The sequence below is a fragment of the Streptomyces sp. NBC_00158 genome (assembly GCF_045160885.1).
Classification (GTDB): domain Bacteria; phylum Actinomycetota; class Actinomycetes; order Streptomycetales; family Streptomycetaceae; genus Streptomyces.
This window is the reverse complement of record NZ_CP108161.1, coordinates 4,679,588-4,697,092: the sequence shown is the minus strand read 5'-3', so window position 1 is coordinate 4,697,092 and position 17,505 is coordinate 4,679,588. Positions and strand designations below refer to the sequence as shown.

Genomic DNA, 17,505 nt, shown 5'->3' with positions numbered 1-17,505 from the left:
CATCAGGTCGTGATCTTCACCGTGTAGGCGCCCGACTGGGTCCGGTCCGCCACCTCGATCGTGATCCGCTCCCCCGGCACCGTGAAGGTCTCGCCGACCTCCAGCGGCGCGTCCGCCAGTGGCGGGTACACCGAGCGGTCCCAGCAGGCCTCCGTGCGGGGGTGGCCGTCGAGCACCTCGATCGGACCGCCGCCCGAGGCCGCCTCGTTGCGCACCCGGTAGACCAGGACGCCCTCCGTGCAGGTGTCCCCGTCGTTGCCGGCGGAGCCCCGTGCCTCGACCGCGATCGCACTGCCGGGGCCCGTACGGATCACCGCGAGCCGGGTGCCGCCCGTGCCGCCAGGCGGCGGGGTCTGCGACAGCGGCTGGAGGGTGTGCAGCGAGGTGCCGGACCGTACGCAGTCCACCTGGGCGGAATCCAGCCAGCCCAGCTTCCACTTGTGCCAGGCGAACAGGTCCGGGGACATCCCGAACTGGCTGCCCATGACGTCCCAGTCGCCGACGTACGTGTCCCAGTCGCCCTTGCCGTCCGTGGGGCGGTGGTAGAGGTCGGGCAGGTCGAAGACGTGCCCGGTCTCGTGCGCCAGGACGTTGCGGTCGGGCGGGTGCTGCTCGAAGACGGTCACGATCCGCCGCAGCTCCGCGCCGTCCGCCACGATCGGGCGGTCGAAGTTGACGACCTTGGTGGCGTCGGAGTCCACGCCGGGGGCTCCCGGGTCGGCGACGAAGTAGACGACGTCGTACCGGCTGAAGTCCACCAGCGGGTCGGCGGCCGCGACCGCGTCCCGCAGGTAGGCCGCCCGGTCCTCCGGGGCCCAGTCGCGCTGTATCCCGTACGCGGTCGCCGGCCGGGGCATCCGGATCCACCGCTCCTGCGGGTGCGGGACCAGCCGGAACCGGCCGTAGGAGGCCCGCTCGAAGAAGTCGCTGGTCGCCGGGAAGTAGTCGGCCGTCAGTTCCCGGGGCGTCACCGCGGCGCGGTGGCCGGGGAAGGAGAGGAAGACCATGACGGCGTTCAGCGTGCGCTCGGGCTTGGGGTAGGCGGCGTTCCAGGTGTCCACCCCGAGGGAGTGGTGGGCGGCCGTCCGCGTCAGCGCGCAGGGCCCCGCGACGGCGGCGTCGGCCGCCACCGCCGGCCCCGCGACGAGCGACATGGCGGCGAGCGCCGTCATGGAGGTGAGCACGGCCGCCGTACTTCGCATGCGGGAGCGGTCCACTCCCCCGGGTGTCTGCTCTCGCCGCACGTCGACCTCCCGGTGGTGGATTCGTCCCGTCCCATCCACCTTGAGGCGATTGTCTGACTAATGTCCTGTTCCGGTGCCCCACATGAGTGAGTGATGCGGCAAGCCGGTGACCCCCGGAGTTAACGCCGGACGCTACAGAACGTCACGATCGATCACGTGAGGACAGTCGCCGTCACCAGGCGTTCACAGGTGTGCGCAAACGGTCGCCCGGCCATTGCCCGACGCACCGTCAGCAGCTCCCCCCGAAGGCGTCAGCACAGCGACGGACCCGGCCCCGCACGGCGACGCCGCTGGATAGGGCCTCCCGGCAGCCTCTATGATCGGCACACTTTCCTGCGCGGACACTCACGAACACAGCGGGAGCGAACGGTGAGCGGAACCTCAGAGGAGACCGGTTCGGCGGCCGAGAGCACCCGACCGGCCCTTACGGAGCGTCACCCTGCAGTGCCTGTAGTGCCCGAACCCCGCGACTACCGCGCCGCCTTCGACGCGGCCCACCTCGCCATGGCCGTCGTCGGCCGCAGCGGCGAGGTGATCGCCGCCAACCGCGCCCTCGCCGCCCTCCTGGGCGCCGAGCCGCACGCCCTCGCCGGGCAGTGCGCCGCCGACCTGGTGGACCTGGCGGCGGAGGCCCGCACCTGGCAGGCCTACCAGGAGGTGCTGCGCGGCCGGCAGGCCCGGCTGCGGTGCACCCGCCGCCTCAAGCACCCCGACGGGCACTCGCTGTGGACCGAGGTCACCCTCGGCCCGGTGACCGGCACCCGGGACGTCCTGCTGTCCGTCGCCGACATCAGCGACCGGCGCGACCTCCAGGCCCGGCTGCGTCACCTCCAGATGCACGACCCGGTGACCCGGCTGCCCAACCGGGCACTGTTCTTCGAGCGGCTCTCGGCCGCCCTGGAGGCCTCCGCCTACGGCACGGGCGGCACCGGCCGGATCGGCCTGTGCTACCTGGACCTCGACGGTTTCAAGGCGGTCAACGACACCCTGGGCCACCGCGTCGGCGACCGGCTGCTGACCGCCGTCGCGGCCCGGCTCACCCAGTGCGCGGACCAGTCCGGGTACGGCCGCTCGGGCGGGCACCTCGTCGCCCGGCTCGGCGGCGACGAGTTCGCGCTGCTGGTCGAGGACTCCACCGGCACCGACCAGCTCGCGGACCTGGCGCGCAGCGTGCTGGCCGCCGTGCAGGAGCCCTTCGACCTGGCCGGGCAGCGGCTGTCGGTGTCCGCCTCGATCGGCGTGGTCGAGCGGGACGCGGCCGGCACCTCGGCGACGGGGCTGATGCAGGCCGCGGACACCACGCTGTACTGGGCGAAGGCGGACGGCAAGGCCCGCTGGACCCTCTTCGACCCCGAGCGCAACGCGCACCGGATGACGAGGCAGGCGCTCTCCTCCAGCCTGCGCCCGGCCGTGGAGCGCGGGGAGTTCGAGCTGGAGTACCAGCCGCTGGTGGACCTGGAGAGCGGGGTGGTGCGCGGGGTGGAGGCCCTGGTCCGCTGGAACCACCCCCAGTTCGGCATGCTGACGCCGAATCGGTTCATCGGGATCGCCGAGGAGGACGGCTCGATCGTGCAGCTGGGCCAGTGGGTGCTGCGCACGGCGTGCCGGCAGGCGCGGCGCTGGCAGATCGAACAGCCCAGCGACTCGCCGGTGTTCGTCTCGGTGAACGTGGCGGTGCGCCAGGTGTGGGACTCGGACCTGGTGGGGGACGTGGCCGAGATCCTCGCCGAGACGGGTCTCGCGCCGCAGCTGCTCCAGCTGGAGCTGACGGAGTCCGCGGTGATGGGTTCGGCGGGCCGGCCCCTGCAGGCCCTCCAGGCGCTGAGCGACATGGGCGTGCGGATCGCCATCGACGACTTCGGGACCGGCTACTCGAACCTGGCCTACCTGAGCCGGCTCCCGGTCTCGGTGCTGAAGCTGGACGGCTCCTTCGTCCGCGGCTTCCGCTACGAGGAGGGCACCCACCCGAACCCGGCCGACGAGACCATCGTGGAGGCCCTGGTGCAGCTCGCGCACCGGCTCGGCCTGACCGTCACCGCCGAGTGCGTGGAGACGGCCGGCCAGGCGGCCCGGCTGCGGCGGGTCGGCTGCGACACCGGGCAGGGCTGGCTGTACTCCCGCGCGGTGGCCCCGGAGCGGATCGCGGAGATGATCGCCCCACCACCGGGAGCCCGGTTCGCCACGGGCACGCCGGGAACCTGAGCGTCCGGGGCGCGGGCGCCCGGCGAGCCGTGCGCCCCGGGCGGGGTGGTGCCACACTGGAGACGGGGGTACCGCGCCACTGACCGGCGGAAACGGGAGCCATCCGGGGCGATCAGCCGTGACCAGACAAGTACGGATCACTGTCGGACCTGCAGACGGCCGCGCAGACGACGAGACGGAGTCGCTGCCACGGGAAGTCGACGTCCTGCGCGAGGACCTGCTCCTGCTGGACGTGGAACGAGTGGCGCATCCGGACGGCGGCCCGGCCCCGGACGGTACCCGCGGCGCCGCGACGGACCTGCTCAACGTCCTCCTGGTGAGCCTGCCGCCCGCGCTGCCGCTGCTGTCGAACCTCGTCGGCGTCGTCAAGGAGTGGCTCGGACGCACCGGTACCCCACGCCACGTCGTCCTGGAGATCGACGGGAACCGACTGGAGCTGACCGGTGTCCGCAGCGAGGAGCAGCGACGCCTGACCGACCTGTGGATCGCACGCGTCTGCGAGCCGGACACCGGCGCGCCGGGGCAGGAGCAGAAGCAGGAGCAGGAGTCATGACCACGCCGGGCAGGCATGCGCTGGTCGTGGTGACCAGCACGTACGAGGACGCGGGACTGGGCGCGCTGCGGGCACCGCTGAAGGACGCGGCCGGTCTCGCCGAGGTGCTCGGCGACACGTCCGTCGGCGACTTCGACGTGGAGGTGCTGAGCGACCCCACCGTCCAGCAACTGCGCCTCGCGGTGGAGGACTTCTTCGCGGACAGGTCCACCAAGGACACCCTGCTGCTGCACTTCTCGTGCCACGGGGTGAAGAACGCCGCGGGCAAGCTCTTCCTCGCCGCCTCCGACACCTATCGGACCCGGCTCGCCGCGACCGCGATACCGGCCGAGTACGTGAGCAGCCTCATGCTGGAGAGCCGCGCCCAGCGTGCGGTCCTCCTCCTGGACTGCTGCTACGCGGGAGCGTTCGAGCGGGGGATGCTCACCCGGGCGGGCTCGGAGGTCCAGGTGCAGGAGAGCTTCCAGGACCTGGAACGCACCGGCGGGAAGCGCGGGCGCGCGGTCTTCACCGCCTCCAGCGCCCTGGAGTACGCCTTCGAGGGCGACCAGCCGGTGACCGACGGCAAGGCGGGGGCCGGGGACGGGCCGTCACTGTTCACGGGTGCTCTGGTGGAGGGCCTGCGCTCCGGTGAGGCCGACCTCGACCACGACGGCGAGGTGGGCATGTCCGAGCTGGCGGACTACGTCAACGAGCGGATCCGCGAGCGGACTCCGCACCAGACGCCGCAGCTGTGGCTGTTCGGCACCCAGGGCGACCTGACCATCGCGCACACCGGCCGGCGGCGGGCCGTCGCCACGGACCTCCCGGCCCCGCTCGCCGATGCCGTCCACTCCGACAGCCGGGAGCGCAAACTGTGGTCGGTCGAGGACCTGGGCACGCTGTTGTGCGGCACGGACGTGGGCGTGGCGCTCGCCGCCCACGCGGCACTGTCCGAGCTCGCCGCCGACGACAGCCGCAGGGTGGCCGAGCGTGCCGAGCGCGCCCTGGCGCTGGCCGCGCCCGGGGTCGAGACCCCGGTGGTGGAGGTGGGGGCGGCCGAGGCGGCCGTGGTCAAGGTGACGGGTCCGCCGATCGTCCTCGCCACGTTGGAGGCCAGGACGGACCCGTGGCTGAAGGTCCGGTACCTGGAGACCGGCATCGAGCTGGTGCCGGAGCCGGAAGGGCCGGGACGGCACGAAGGGAAGGTAGAGCTGCGTACCGTGACCGGCGAACTGGCGATCACGGTGGCGACCGGAACGGCGGCGGGACCCGCGACGGAGCCCGGAACCGGGACCGCGGCGGAATCCGGGAAGGGGCGAACGGCGAAGCCCTGGGCGATGGCCTGGCCGGGAAGCAGGGCGGGGACCGGGAACCCCGTACCGAAGACGACGGAGGAGACACAGGGCGAGGCCCAGGACGAGACGCACGACAGGACGCATGACAAGACTCACGAGGAGACGCCGGACGGGACCCGGCGGCGGACACCGGCGGAACCCGAGCCGGTGACGTCCGGGCAGCGCACGTCGTGGACGGCGCGGAAGGCGGCCCGGGCGCGAGCGGCCGCGGCCTCCCCGCTCAGCCCGTGGCCCTTCCCGCTCGCGGCCGTCGCGATGGTGCTGGCGCTGTGGCTGCCCTTCTACGAGAAGATCGACAAGCGCGGCTACCCGATGTGGCTCGCGTCCCCCGCGGACTGGTACTGGCCGCTGGGAGGGGTCGGCGCGATCATGCTCGTGCTGGCGGTCCTGAGCCTGGTCGCGTGCATCGCGGCCGCCTTCCTCGTCCTGCTCGGCTCTCCCGCCCTGCGACGGCCGGCACTGGTCCGGAGCTGCATCGCGCTCGCGGCGGTGTCGGTCTTCGCGATGGTGCTGGTGTGGATCACCGCCTCCGTCGTGCGGAGCGACTTCGACGCCGGCCCGGGCTTCACGGCCTTCGCCGTGGGCAGCCTGCTCCAGGCGTGGGGGGCCGAGCAGCTGAGGCTGAACCTGCGCGCCGCCGGCACGGGAGCCAAGGGAGCGGGGCCCCTCCCCGAGGCCCGCTCGCTGCAGCCGTGCACCTTCGCGGCCGTGGTCATGGCCCTGGTGCTGCCGATCCCCCTGGGCTCGGGCGGGCCGGCCTGGCAGCTCATCACGCTGCTGGAGTGGAGGGGTGGCCGCCAGGTGGCGAGCGCCGTCATCCTGGTGAGTGCGGTCGCCAGTGTGGCGGTCGCCGTCCACGCCTGGAGCGGCCACGCGGTCGCCCGGGTACCCGGGCTGATCTGGTGTTACGGCGCCCTGGCCCTGCTGACCTTGTGGGCGACGGTCTTCTTCTGGACGGTGCTGGGGGGCCAGGCCGGCTTCGGCCAGTACCTCCTCACCCTCGGCTGCGCCCTCCAGCTCTGGACCGCGGCCGCCCTGTGGCGCGACAGACCGTCTGCCGCCGGACGCCCTTCGCACGCGCGCGGCCCCCTGGGCGCGCACTGAACCGGGACCGCCCCGCCCCTCGGGAGGAGGGGCGGGGCGGTTCGGCGCTCGGCGCGGGGTGGGGGGAGATCAGCAGGCGCCGAGGTCCTTCCAGACACCCCATTCACCGGTGGTGCCGGGCACCTCGTTCTGCGTCCACCACTGGGCCTTGTACTTGCGGCCGTTGTGCGACACCTCGTTGCCGGCGGTGTAGACGGTGCCCGGGACGTAGGCCGGGACGTTGCCGCAGCCGGTCGGGGGCGTCGTCGGCGGCGTGGTCGGCGGCGTGGTGGGCGGGGTGGTGGGCGGGGTGGTGGGAGGCGTGGTCGGCGGGGTGGTCGGCGGCACGGTGGTCCCGCCGAGGGCGTCCGAGATCTGGTTCAGCAGCGTGGTGTTGTTGTCCAGGCCGAGCAGGGAGTACATCATCGCGCCGGCCAGACCGCGCTGCTTGCCGTAGTCGACGCGGGCCTGGATCGACTTCTGGTTCAGGCCGGTGAAGAACTCGCCGTCCTTGTAGAAGTAGGAGGCCTTGGCCTGGTCGTCCCAGTAGGTCGTCGCCGGGTTGTCGACGATCCCGCCGAGCTCCTTGTAGTTGGCGATGCCGGCCTGCTGGCTGGTGGGCCGGGCGCCGGAGGCTCCGGTCGCGGGCTGGGCGAGGCCGCCCGCCGCGCCGGCGGGGACGCCCTTCCAGCCGCGGTAGTAGAACTCGTAGCCCAGGGTCAGCTTGTTGGCGGGGAAGCCGCCGGTGATGCCGTAGGCCGGGTTGCCGTCGATCCAGGAGTCGATGGCGTTGTCGATGCTGTACTTCTGGGTGCCCGGGGCGATCGGGTCGGTCGGGTCGTTGGTGCCGGAGTACAGCGGGGACTGGTGGTACGTCGGCCCGTCGCCGTCCCATGCGCCGTGCATGTCGTACGTCATGATGTTCGCGTAGTCGAGGTACGCGCCGATCTTGTCCGTCTCGATGTACTTGATCTTGTCCTGGCCGGCCGGGAGGGCCGAGGTCAGCAGGTACTTCTTGCCGCCGTTGGCCTGGCCGTAGGCGTCGAGCTGCTCGCGGAACTCCTTGAGCAGGAGGGTGAAGTTCTGCTTGTCCTCGGGGGCGTAGTGGTTGCCGAGGTGGCCGCCGGACGAGCCCGGGTACTCCCAGTCGATGTCGATGCCGTCGAAGATGCCGGCCGCGGTGCCGGGGCCGCCGTAGCCGTCGGCCTTGGGCAGGTTGCCCTTGATGTACTGGTCGATGCAGGAGGAGACCAGCTTCTTGCGGGAGGCGTCGGTCTTGGCCGCGTCGCTGAAGTACTTCGAGTACGTCCAGCCGCCGAGCGAGATGTTGATCTTCAGGTGGGGGTATTTGGCCTTCAGCTGCTTGAACTGGTTGAAGACGCCCACGATCGGCTGGTCCCACTTGTCGGCGACACCGCTGACGCTGTCGGCCGCGCTGAAGGACTTCTGGTAGTCGGCGTACGAGTCGCCCGCGCCGTCACCGGCGTTGGGGTTGTTGTCGTCGCCCGCCGCCTTGTTGGCCTCGAAACAGGTGAGGTCGGTGGGGTGGATGTTGCCGAACGAGTAGTTGATGACGTCCAGCTTCCCCGCTACGCCCCGGGTGTCGAGGTGCTTGGGGTAGAACGCGTTGCCGTACACGCTCCACTGGTCGTAGTAGGCGATCCGCACGCCGCCGGCCGCGGCGGTGGTGGAGGCGTCGGCGGCCTGGGCGGTGCCGAGTCCCGCGAAGGTGGCCAGCGCTCCGGCTGCCAGCGCGGCCGTGGCGGCGGCCGCGACGAGGGGTTTACGGATGTGCATGAACTGCCTCCGTGGGGGTGGGAGGGGAGGGCATCAGCTGTAGGTGAGAGAAGTGATAGCGATCACCCGCCGCCCCAGTCAATGGTTTGGACCAAAGAAGGACTAGACCACTCGGCGGCCAAATGCCCTAGTCAGAGCCCTGGGCGCACACCGAGAACCGCCCGCCACCCCGGGTGACGAGCGGTTTAAGGCTCTCTTAGGTCATGCTCCGGCAAGGTTTCGGCAACAAACCAGCCAAACGCCGTTCTCCGCGGATCCAGCCCCGCTCACTTCACCGTCAAGGGCTCGACGGGCATCCCGTACGCATTGGCAACGAGCCCGTAGGAGCGGATGCGGGCCTTCCCTCCGTGGGCGTTGGCGGTCAGCATCAGCTCGTCCGCGCCCGTCCGCGCCACCAGGGCGTCGAGCCCGGCGCGGACCTCGTCGCCGGTGCCGTGGACCACGTTGGAGAGCCAGCCGTCCACGAACTCCCGCTCCAGCGGGGAGAAGTCGTACGCGGCCGCCTCCTCGGGCGTCGGGACCAGCCCGGGACGCCCGCTGCGCAGCCGGAGCATCGACAGCGCGCCGGTGAGCACCTGCGCGCGGGCCTCCGCCGCGGTGTCGGCGGCCAGCGCGGAGACCCCGATCATGGCGTACGGGGCGTCCAGCACCGCCGAGGGCCGGAAGCTCTCGCGGTACAGCTCCAGCGCGGGCAGGGTGCCGGCCGCGGAGAAGTGGTGGGCGTACGCGAAGGGCAGGCCCAGCTCCCCCGCGAGGCGGGCGCTGAAGCCGGAGGAGCCCAGCAGCCAGAGCGGCGGCCGGGCGGCCGGCCCCTGGACCGGGCCGGGCACGGCGTGCACGCGGGAGTACGGGTGCCCGTCGGGGAAGTCGTCGTCGAGGAAGCGGGTCAGCTCCGCGAGCCGCCGGGGGAACTCGTCCGCCGCCTCGTCCAGCCGCCCGGGCCCGCGCAGCGCGGCCGCCGTACGGGGGTCGGTGCCCGGCGCCCGGCCGAGCCCGAGGTCGATCCGGCCCGGGGCCAGGGCCTCCAGGGTGCCGAACTGCTCGGCCACGGCCAGCGGGGCGTGGTTGGGCAGCATGACCCCGCCCGAGCCGAGGCGGAGGCTGGAGGTGTAGGCGGCGAGGTGGGCCAGGATCACGGCCGGGGAGGAGCTGGCGACCCCGGGCATGGAGTGGTGCTCGGCGACCCAGTGGCGGTGGTAGCCGCGGGACTCGGCCTGCCGGGCGATCTTGACGCTGGTGCGCAGGGATTCGTGGGCGGTGGACCCGCTGCCGACGGTGACCAGGTCGAGCACCGACAGCGGCACGGGCGCCTCGCCGCGGGCCGTCCCGCGGATCGGGTCCGGGTCCGGACCTCCTTGCGCAGGGCCGTCTTCCGGCTGCCCGGCCGTGCGTCGGCCTGCGTCCCCGGTGTCGCTCATCGTCGCTCCCGTCCCGTCCCGCTCGTGCGCCCGCGGCGCCCCGTACGCCTCGTACGGCGTTCGTACGAAGAAGTCGAACGGGAAGTGTTCGCCGGGCATTCCCGGCAGACCGGGGCACGCCCGTGCCTGTGGCATATGCCATTCGAGTAGGCCCAGGCAGGGGGACTTGATTAAGCCATCAATCTCCTCAACACACGCTCCACGTAGGCCTCTTGGTGGCTATCGTGGTAGAGCAAGCGGTAACAACCTGGTAGGGGGAAACCGTGGCGCTGAAGCCCGAGCCGACCGCGCCGTTCCACTCGGTGCAGTACGCCCTGCGCGTACTCGAAACGATCTCGCGGCACACCGGCGGTGTGACCGACGTGCAGATCGCGCGTGAGACCGGCCTGCCCGCGGTCCATCTCGCCCCGATGCTCCTCATGCTGCGGCGCGAAGGCTACGTCCTCCAGGTCTCCGACGGCGCCTACGCCATAGGGGACTCCCTCGTCCTGCTCGGCTCCGGCACGGACCGGCAGCAGGCCCTCCAGGAAAAGCTCCAGGACACCCTCGACAAGCTGCGGGACTCGGTCGGCGCGGCCGTCTACATCAGCCGCTACGTCGACGGCGAGGTCCGCATCACCCAGTTCGCGGACAGCCCGCGCACGCCCAAGGTGCACGAGTGGGTCGACTTCCGCTCGGCGGCCCACGCCAGCGCGGTCGGCAAGTGCCTGCTCACCCAGCTCGACCTGAACGGACGGCGCGACCACCTGTCCCGGCACAAGATCGCCCGGCTGACGTCGAAGACGATCGTGAACGAGCGGATCCTCTTCTCCAAGCTGGACGCCCAGCCGGCCACCGTCCCCGTCCTGGACCTCCAGGAGTACGCGGTCGGCACCGTCTGCGCGGCCGTCCCGATCACGGCCGGCGCCGCCGTGGGCTGTCTCGCCCTGTCCATGCCCGTCGAGCACGCCCACCGGCTGCGCGCCGCGGCCGACGCCCTGAACCGCAAGGCCGCACCGCTGCTGCTGTCGCTCACGCTCTGAGGGCTCCGGGGAAGCGCCCGGAGCGGAGCGGGAAGGCTCGGACCCTGGCGGAAAGACCCGGAAAACACTTCGGGCGGTTCCCGGTGAACCGGAAACCGCCCGAAGGACAGGTGCGCCGCCAGGGACTCGAACCCCGGACCCGCTGATTAAGAGTCAGCTGCTCTAACCAACTGAGCTAGCGGCGCCTGCTGACAGAGAAAATACTACCTGCTCCCCGAGGGTGCTCCAAACCGGTATCCGGAGCACCGGACCGCGGGCCCCCTCAGCGTTCCAGCAGCTCCCGGCGGCCCTGGGCCTCGTACGCGGACAGCAGCGCGGCCAGGTCCTCCGCGCCGAGCGGGCGGTAGGCACCGCCGGTCCGGTGCCAGACCGGGCCGGGGCCGAGGAAGCCGGCCCGGCGCAGGGCCACCCGGTGGATCTTGCTGGTGGCGGTGACGGGCAGCTCGTCGAGGACCCGTACGTAGCGCGGGGCCATCTTCGTACCGAGGTCCGGCTGCGCGGCCAGGAAGGCGGCGAAGCCCTCAGGGTCGAAGGCGGCCGCGCCCTCCCGCAGGGCCACGGCGGCCATCACCTGGTCGCCGGCGACCTCGTCCGGGACCGCGTACACGGCGACGGCGGCCGCCGCCTCCCAGCGGGCGAGGACGTTCTCGATCACCGCGGCGGCCAGGTTCTCGCTGTCGACCCGCAGCCGGTCGTCGGTGCGGCCCGCGAAGTAGAGGAAGCCCTCGGGGTCCCGGAAGAAGAGGTCGCCGGTCCAGTACCAGCCGTCCCGGGTGCGGGCCGCCTCGGCGGCGGGATTGCGCCAGTAGCCCTCGAAGAGGCTGCGGCCCCGGTTGACGAGCTCGCCGATGGCCTCGTCCCCGTTGAGCAGCCGGCCCCGCGCGTCCAGCAGGGCCGGCGGGCACTCCCGGCCCGTCTCCGGGTCGACGACGGCCAGGTCGTCGCCGGGCGCGGCCCGGCCCAGCGCGCCCGCCGGGGTGCCGGGGCCGCGCTGCACGGAGGCGCCGCCCTCGGTGGCCCCGTACCCCTCGACCAGCCGGACCCCGAACCGGTCGGCGAAGCGGGCCGCGTCCACCGCCCCCGCCTCGGTGCCGAAGCCGAGGCGCAGCCGGTGCTCGCGGTCGTCGGGGCGGGGCTCGGTGGCCAGCAGGTACTGCACGGCCCGGCCGACGTAGGTGAAGTACGTCGCCCCGTAGGCCCGTACGTCGCCCAGGAACGCGGAGGCCGAGAACCGGCGGCGCAGCACGACCGGGGCGCCGGCGCAGAGGGCGGGCAGCCAGTCGGCGATCACGGCGTTGCCGTGGAAGAGCGGCATGCAGATGTAGTGCACGTCGTCCGCGGTGACCGAGAAGTGCCGGGCGAGCGATCCTCCGGCGGCGGCGAGGCGGCCCTGGCTGCAGACGGCGGCCTTGGGGGCGTCGGTGGAGCCGGAGGTGAAGTAGAGCAGCAGCCGGGTGTCCGGTGCCGGGCCGCCGGGCCGTACGCGGGCCGCGCCGGGCTCCGCGGCGGCGTAGGGGGCGAGCAGGGCGGCGTACTCCTCGGTGCCGGTCACCAGGAGGCGTACGCCGGGCAGGTCGAGGCCGCGCAGCAGCGGGAGGTGGGCGGGCTCGGTGACCAGGATCCGGCAGTCGGTGTGCAGGATGTCGCGGGCCAGCTCGGGGCCGCGCCGGGTGGGGTTGATCCCGGCGACGGCGGCCCCCGCGAGGGCCGCCGCGCCGAGCCAGAAGGGGAACTCGGGGGTGTTGTCGAGCAGCACCCCCACGTGCGGTTCCGCACCGACCGGCAGCAGGTCGGCGAGGAGCGCGGCGCGGGCGGCCGCCTCCTGGGCGGTCCGGTGGCGGCTGAGGACGACGGGTCCGGCGCTGTCGGCCGCACCGGCCCCGTACATCAGCCCCGGGCGGTGGTCGCCCCACTGGCGCGCGACGAGTTCCGCGACGGTCTCGGCGGCATCGGGTGCTGTCGTGTTCCGCATGCCGCCGGAGGTTAGCTGACGTTCCGTCAGAACTGAACGTCGGAGCAGGCGTAGAAGGCCATCGGGGTGTCGTTGACGGTCCAGACGGCCAGGATCATGTGCCGTCCCGTCTTGCCGGCCGGCATGGAGCCGCGGTGGATGGTGGTCATGTCCGGGCGGCCGCCGTTGTAGGGGACCACGAGGAAGGGCTGCGGGTCGAGGGAGGCGCGGGTGAGGGGCTTGGCCGGGTCCCAGCCGTTCTTGGTGACGTAGTACTTGAAGTCGGTGGTGGAGTGGTTGGCGGTGAACTGCCAGCGGAAGTCGAAGGGCTGGCCGGAGTTCACGCGGGTCGCGGGCCAGTTGCCGCCGCGGGGGTCGTCGAGCTGGGCGAACTCGGCGTGGCCGCCCGCGCATATCTTGCCGTCGGCGGGGCCGGCGGCGGGGAAGCCCTTGTAGCCCTCGACGCTCTGCGGCTCCCACTGGATGGGGCCGCAGTCGGAGACCGTCCTGTTGGCACAGAGCTTCTGGCGGCTGATGGGGGTGTCGGTGTAGCCGTGGCCGCTGGCGTTGGGGGCGCCGAACAGGGCGGCACCGGCGAGGATGCCGAGGCCGACCGTCGCGGCCGCGCCGACGCGCACGGGGCGCGAGGTGCGGGAGGGGCGCGTGGGGCGCGAGGACCATGAGGGCATGCGGAAGGAACGCATGGTGCTCCTTGGGCGTGGGGGGGATTCCGGCGGGGAGGTGCGCGCGCGTGGGGATCGACCCTGGCGGATCGGTGAGGTGACGGCTCCGTGCGGTCAGTCGGTACTAGGTCTAGACCAAGTCCCACAGTATTGACGGGAGTTGGCCATGTCTATACCAATGCGAAAACGGGTGGTCCGGTCATTACCGGCCACCCGTCCGCGCGCGGAACCCCCGTGACTCCTGCTACTGGTCGGACCGCCCGGTGTAGAAGGCGACGGTGAGGTCCTTCACCAGGGCCTTGCGCTCGTAGTCGTCCAGCTCCACGATCCCGCGCGAGGTCAGCCGGTGGACCGTGTCGTCCACGGCGTCGACCACCGAGGTCAGCACGGTGTCCCGGTGCTTGGCGTCGATCGCGGCCACCCGGCGGCGGCGCATGGCGTCCGCGACCTCCGGGGCGTACTCGATGCGGGTGGGCTGGGCGGAGAACACCTCGATGCCCACCGCCTCGGTTTCGGCCGCCACCATCCGGGTCAGCGCGTCGCCGACGGCCTCGGCGTCGCGCAGGGTCGGGGCGTCCTCGTGGAAGGCGTCGGCGGGCAGCTGGGACAGCACCCGGGCCATCGCCGACTCGACCTGCTCGGCCAGGTAGTCGATGTGGTCCTCGACGGCGAGGGTGGCCCGGGCCGTGTCCTTGACCTGCCAGACGACCTGCACGACCACCTGGAGGGCGAGCCCGCCGGAGTCCACGGCGGCCATCGGCTCGCTGCGCCAGTGGCGCAGCCGTACGTCGACCCGCCGGCGCAGCAGGAGGGGGCTGATCCAGGTCAGGCCGGTACGCCGGACCGTGCCGCGGTAGCGGCCGAAGAGGGTGAGCACCCAGGCGTGGCCCGCCTTGGCCCGGCCGAGGCCGCCGAGCGCGAGGAGGGTGACGATGCCGAGGAAGGCGAGCGGGGGCCAGTGCGCGGCGCGCAGCCCCTGGTAGGCGCGGGGTGTGGCACCGAAGGCGGCGACCACGGTGGCGGGGACCACCCCGGCCCGCCACAGCACGGCCGCGCAGCCGAGGAGGGCGAGGCCGCCGACCGCTACCGCGGTCCAGCCGGGCAGCACGGGCCCGCGGTGCTCCCGGAGCCGGTCGTCGCCCCGGGGGACGCGGCGGCCGGCGGGGGGCTTCTTCGGGGCGCGGGCGGCGGCGGGGGCGGCGGCCGGGATGGCGGGGGCCTGCCGCTGGGGGCGGAACGGGATGTGCGGGGGGACCTCCGTGACGGCGGTGCCGGTGCCGCTGCCGGTGCCGCTGCCGCGCGGGGGGCGCGGGAGGCCGTCGCGCGGGCCGGGGTCCCCGGTGCGCATCCCGCGCGCGACGGCCCGCGCGGCGATCTCCGCGGGCCCGGGTCCGGGCACGCCGGACGGGGGCTCGGGGGTGGGATGCGGGATCCCGGCCGCGGGGCCGTCCCCGGCCTGCCCCCGGACGGGCTCCGGCTCGGGGGCGGCGGGCCCCGGCCGGGCGGGCTCCGGCTCCGGCTCCCGGGCGACGGCCTCCGGGGCCGGCACCCGGGCGGGGGCCGGCACGGGCACGGCCGGCTCCGGGGCGGCGTCGGCCCGCCCGGCAGCGCGGGGGCCGGGGCGCAGACGGCGGCGGCCGCCGGCTCCGGTCGGACCGGCTGGGCGGCGGCGACCCCCGACCCGAACCGGGTGACCCCGAACGGCTGAGCCGGGGCCGCGCCGGTCAGCGGCTGCGGGCCGGGCGCGGGGTGCGCGGCCCGGGCACCCGGCTCCGGGTCAGCGGAGTGCGCGGCGGCGGGAGCGGGCTCCGGCGCCGGGCCGGGCGCGGGGGGCGCCGCCTGCACGGGGTGCGCGGCCCGGGCTGCGGGCTCCGGGCCCACCGGGTCGGCCGGGTGCCCGGCGGGGGCGGGCTGCGGCATCCGGGCCGGTGCGGCGGGGGCTACCGGGGCCGGGACGGCGGGCTCGCCCGCCCAGGGCGTCGGTTCCGGTGCCGGGTGCGCCGCGCGGGCGTTGGGGGCCGGGTGCCCCTGTGGCGCGGGGTCGGCCGGGTGCGGGGCCGGCCGTACCGGGCCCGCGGCGGCCTGGACCGGCGACGGCCTGGCGGGCTCGCCCGCCCAGGGCGTCGGTTCCGGTGCCGGGTGCGCCGCGCGGGCGGCCACGGTCGGGGTCGGGTGCGCCGCCGGGGTGTTGGGGGCCGGTGCCGGGTGCGCCGCGCCGGTGGCCGGGGTCGGGGTCTGGGGCCCGGGCCGGGCAGCGGGATGCGGGGCCGCGGGGCCGGCGGGGCCCGCGTCGGCCGGGTGCGGGGCGGTGGGGGCCGGGGCCCACGCGCCCCGGTACACCGCGACCGGTTCCGGAAGCGTCGCCGCAGGCGGGAAGGCGGGGATGCGGCAGGTGCCCGTGGTGAAGGTGGTGTGGGTGGGGTACATCGTTGCCTCCGTCATGCGAACAGCCGGCGCCAGGTTTCCGGGCCCGGGTAGCCGTCGGCCGAGGCGCCGCGCCAGCCCTGGGCGCGCTGGAAGGCCTCGACGTTGCGGCGGTCGGCCTCGCTCCAGCGGAGGCCCGGGCCGGACGTGTAGTACTTGCCGAAGCCCTTCAGCACCAGCCGGCGGCCGAGGGCGAGTACGGCAGGGTCGGACTGCCCCGGGCGGAAGACCCGCAGCCCGGGATAGGCGGGCACCCCGGCGGAGCCCGGCAGGGCCGTCGGCGGTTTCACGGGCGGCTTCGTCGCGCCCGGTCCCGTCGTCGTCCGCCCCGTCGGCGGGATGTCCTTGCCCTGCCGCTGGACCAGCAGCCGCCAGGTGTGCTCGCCGGGGATGCCGTCCGCGTCGGCGCCCGTCCAGCCCTGCGCCTGCTGGAAGGCCTGCGTCGCCTGCCGGTCGGCGTCGCTCCACTTCGGGCTCGGACCCTTGGGGTAGAACCGCAGGGCACCCCGCCCGATCAGCATCTTCGCCAGCTCGGTGACGTGCTCGTTGTCCGCGCCCGGCCCGAACTTCGCCGCGCCGGGGAAGACCGCCGTGCCCGCCGCCGGGGCGCCCGGCACCGGCACGTCCGGGAGGACCCCGGTGGTCACGCCGTTGTACCGGTACGGGACGTACTTGTCCGAGTTCTTCCAGTACCCGTACGGCGTGGCCAGCTTCCGCGTGTACGGGCGGGTCTGCTCGTACGCGAGGTAGTGCGTGCGCGTCTCGTCGGCCCAGCCGCCGAAGATGACGACGTGCGAGCCGTTGTTGGGGTCCGCCGGGTTGTGGAAGAGCAGCATGTCCCCCGGCAGCAGCTCCTCCTTCGTGATCTTCGTGGCGAAGGTGTCGAGGCTGCCGGTCCACTCGTTCGTCCCGAGGTTCCAGACCATGGAGACGTACCCCGAGCAGTCCTGCCGGTAGCCGTCCGACCAGTACTCGGACATGCTGTAGGGGACCTGGGCGTCCAGCCAGATCTTCGCCCGGTTGATGATCGTGGCCCGGTCGATGGCCCGCACCGCGGGCGGCGCGCCCGGCCGGCCCGCCGCCGAGGACGGCGGACGCGGCCCCGTGGCCGGGGCCGGGCGTCCGTGCAGCGGGGCCCGTTCGCCCTGCGGGGTGCCCGGCCCGTCCGAACCGTTCCGCCCGTCCGAACCGTTCCGCCCGCCCGAACCGTTCCGCTCGTCCAGTGCCACCGGCCCCGGGCCCGGCACCGGCCCGGCCGCGGCCAGCGCCGCCGACCCGCCGCCGCCCAGCACCACGCCGGCCGCGGTCGCCAGTACCAGCGCCCGGCGGGCCCCGCGCGCGGCCGGGTGCCCGCCGTCCCGGAGCGCTATGGCCCGCCCGCGCGCGAGGGCGCGGCGCCGCTGCGCGCACCCGAGGCACACGCAGTCGCCGGCGGGCTCGTACTCCTCGAAGACCGGCATCGTCATCGGCGTCGGCATCTGCACATGCACCGGGGGCTGCGTCCTCATGCGGTTCCGTCCACTCCCCTGCTCGTCCACTGGTCGGCCGGGCACGCATCTGTCGGGGCATCAGATTCGGCTCGACCAGACATATCGTGCACGATAAACCCCCCAAACATGGGTTAATCGGACAGCGCGGGCGCGGCTGGTCACGAGCACCGTGGCAGGTGGGGTAGAGTTTTACCTGTCAGCAGGCGCCGCTAGCTCAGTTGGTTAGAGCAGCTGACTCTTAATCAGCGGGTCCGGGGTTCGAGTCCCTGGCGGCGCACAGACGGAAGAAGTCCCCCGCAGC

At 73.7% G+C, this 17,505-nt stretch carries 11 protein-coding genes and 2 tRNA genes; 5 read left to right on the top strand and 8 right to left on the bottom strand.

Annotation, left to right across the window (positions count from 1 at the left end):
* Positions 1–2 precede the first annotated feature (2 nt).
* Entirely contained in the window at positions 3–1,202 is a 1,200-nt protein-coding gene (locus OG553_RS21630) for a M6 family metalloprotease domain-containing protein (RefSeq protein WP_405980565.1), read from the bottom strand.
* Positions 1,203–1,613: 411 nt separating this feature from the next.
* On the opposite strand from OG553_RS21630, the gene OG553_RS21625 reads away from it, so the two are divergent.
* The 3 genes from OG553_RS21625 to OG553_RS21615 all read left to right on the top strand — a co-directional run bounded on the left by OG553_RS21625 (position 1,614) and on the right by OG553_RS21615 (position 6,440).
* Positions 1,614–3,446 carry a putative bifunctional diguanylate cyclase/phosphodiesterase gene (locus OG553_RS21625; RefSeq protein ID WP_405980564.1) on the top strand — a complete coding sequence of 611 codons (1,833 nt, stop codon included), beginning with the start codon at positions 1,614–1,616 and terminating at the stop codon, positions 3,444–3,446.
* Positions 3,447–3,564: 118 nt separating this feature from the next.
* Complete coding sequence (locus OG553_RS21620) at positions 3,565–3,999, top strand: hypothetical protein (RefSeq protein WP_405980563.1); 435 nt, start codon at positions 3,565–3,567, stop codon at positions 3,997–3,999.
* Positions 3,996–6,440 carry a caspase domain-containing protein gene (locus OG553_RS21615; protein WP_405980562.1) on the top strand — a complete coding sequence of 815 codons (2,445 nt, stop codon included), beginning with the start codon at positions 3,996–3,998 and terminating at the stop codon, positions 6,438–6,440. Before OG553_RS21620 ends, OG553_RS21615 begins: the two co-directional genes overlap by 4 nt.
* 69 nt (positions 6,441–6,509) lie before the next feature.
* On the opposite strand, the gene OG553_RS21610 is transcribed toward OG553_RS21615, so the two are convergent.
* Positions 6,510–8,216, bottom strand: a complete 1,707-nt coding sequence (locus OG553_RS21610; RefSeq protein WP_405980561.1) for a glycosyl hydrolase family 18 protein — start codon at positions 8,214–8,216, stop codon at positions 6,510–6,512.
* 266 nt (positions 8,217–8,482) lie between these two features.
* On the bottom strand, positions 8,483–9,634 hold the full coding sequence (locus OG553_RS21605; protein ID WP_405983101.1) for an LLM class flavin-dependent oxidoreductase: 1,152 nt from the start codon (positions 9,632–9,634) through the stop codon (positions 8,483–8,485).
* Between the two features lie 263 nt (positions 9,635–9,897).
* Here OG553_RS21605 and OG553_RS21600 point away from each other — a divergent pair, with 263 nt between their 5' ends.
* The gene (locus OG553_RS21600; RefSeq protein WP_405980560.1) at positions 9,898–10,656 is read left to right on the top strand and encodes an IclR family transcriptional regulator; all 759 of its coding nucleotides are present in this window, start codon (positions 9,898–9,900) and stop codon (positions 10,654–10,656) included.
* Positions 10,657–10,767: 111 nt separating this feature from the next.
* On the opposite strand, the gene OG553_RS21595 is transcribed toward OG553_RS21600, so the two are convergent.
* The 5 genes from OG553_RS21595 to OG553_RS21575 all read right to left on the bottom strand — a co-directional run bounded on the left by OG553_RS21595 (position 10,768) and on the right by OG553_RS21575 (position 17,180).
* Positions 10,768–10,841 (bottom strand) — tRNA-Lys (locus tag OG553_RS21595).
* A 77-nt stretch (positions 10,842–10,918) separates the two neighbouring features.
* Positions 10,919–12,628: an AMP-binding protein gene (locus OG553_RS21590; RefSeq protein WP_405980559.1), complete on the bottom strand. Its 1,710-nt coding sequence runs from the start codon at positions 12,626–12,628 to the stop codon at positions 10,919–10,921.
* Positions 12,629–12,654: 26 nt separating this feature from the next.
* Complete coding sequence (locus OG553_RS21585) at positions 12,655–13,311, bottom strand: lytic polysaccharide monooxygenase (protein ID WP_405980558.1); 657 nt, start codon at positions 13,309–13,311, stop codon at positions 12,655–12,657.
* 223 nt (positions 13,312–13,534) lie between these two features.
* The gene (locus OG553_RS21580; protein WP_405980557.1) at positions 13,535–14,863 is read right to left on the bottom strand and encodes an SPFH domain-containing protein; all 1,329 of its coding nucleotides are present in this window, start codon (positions 14,861–14,863) and stop codon (positions 13,535–13,537) included.
* A gap of 865 nt (positions 14,864–15,728) precedes the next feature.
* The gene (locus OG553_RS21575) at positions 15,729–17,180 is read right to left on the bottom strand and encodes a peptidoglycan-binding protein (protein WP_405983100.1); all 1,452 of its coding nucleotides are present in this window, start codon (positions 17,178–17,180) and stop codon (positions 15,729–15,731) included.
* 227 nt (positions 17,181–17,407) lie between these two features.
* Between OG553_RS21575 and OG553_RS21570 the strand changes: the two genes are divergently transcribed.
* Positions 17,408–17,481 (top strand) — tRNA-Lys (locus OG553_RS21570).
* The last annotated feature ends 24 nt before the right edge of the window (positions 17,482–17,505 follow it).

What these genes read in the sequence shown, in the direction of transcription:
- OG553_RS21615 (WP_405980562.1), top strand. Translation starts at nt 3,996, where the DNA reads ATGACCACGCCGGGCAGGCATGCGCTGGTCGTGGTGACCAGCACGTAC.
- OG553_RS21630 (WP_405980565.1), bottom strand. Translation starts at nt 1,202, where the DNA reads ATGCGAAGTACGGCGGCCGTGCTCACCTCCATGACGGCGCTCGCCGCC.
- OG553_RS21585 (WP_405980558.1), bottom strand. Translation starts at nt 13,311, where the DNA reads ATGCGTTCCTTCCGCATGCCCTCATGGTCCTCGCGCCCCACGCGCCCC.
- OG553_RS21610 (WP_405980561.1), bottom strand. Translation starts at nt 8,216, where the DNA reads ATGCACATCCGTAAACCCCTCGTCGCGGCCGCCGCCACGGCCGCGCTG.
- OG553_RS21575 (WP_405983100.1), bottom strand. Translation starts at nt 17,180, where the DNA reads ATGACGATGCCGGTCTTCGAGGAGTACGAGCCCGCCGGCGACTGCGTG.
- OG553_RS21590 (WP_405980559.1), bottom strand. Translation starts at nt 12,628, where the DNA reads ATGCGGAACACGACAGCACCCGATGCCGCCGAGACCGTCGCGGAACTC.
- OG553_RS21605 (WP_405983101.1), bottom strand. Translation starts at nt 9,634, where the DNA reads ATGAGCGACACCGGGGACGCAGGCCGACGCACGGCCGGGCAGCCGGAA.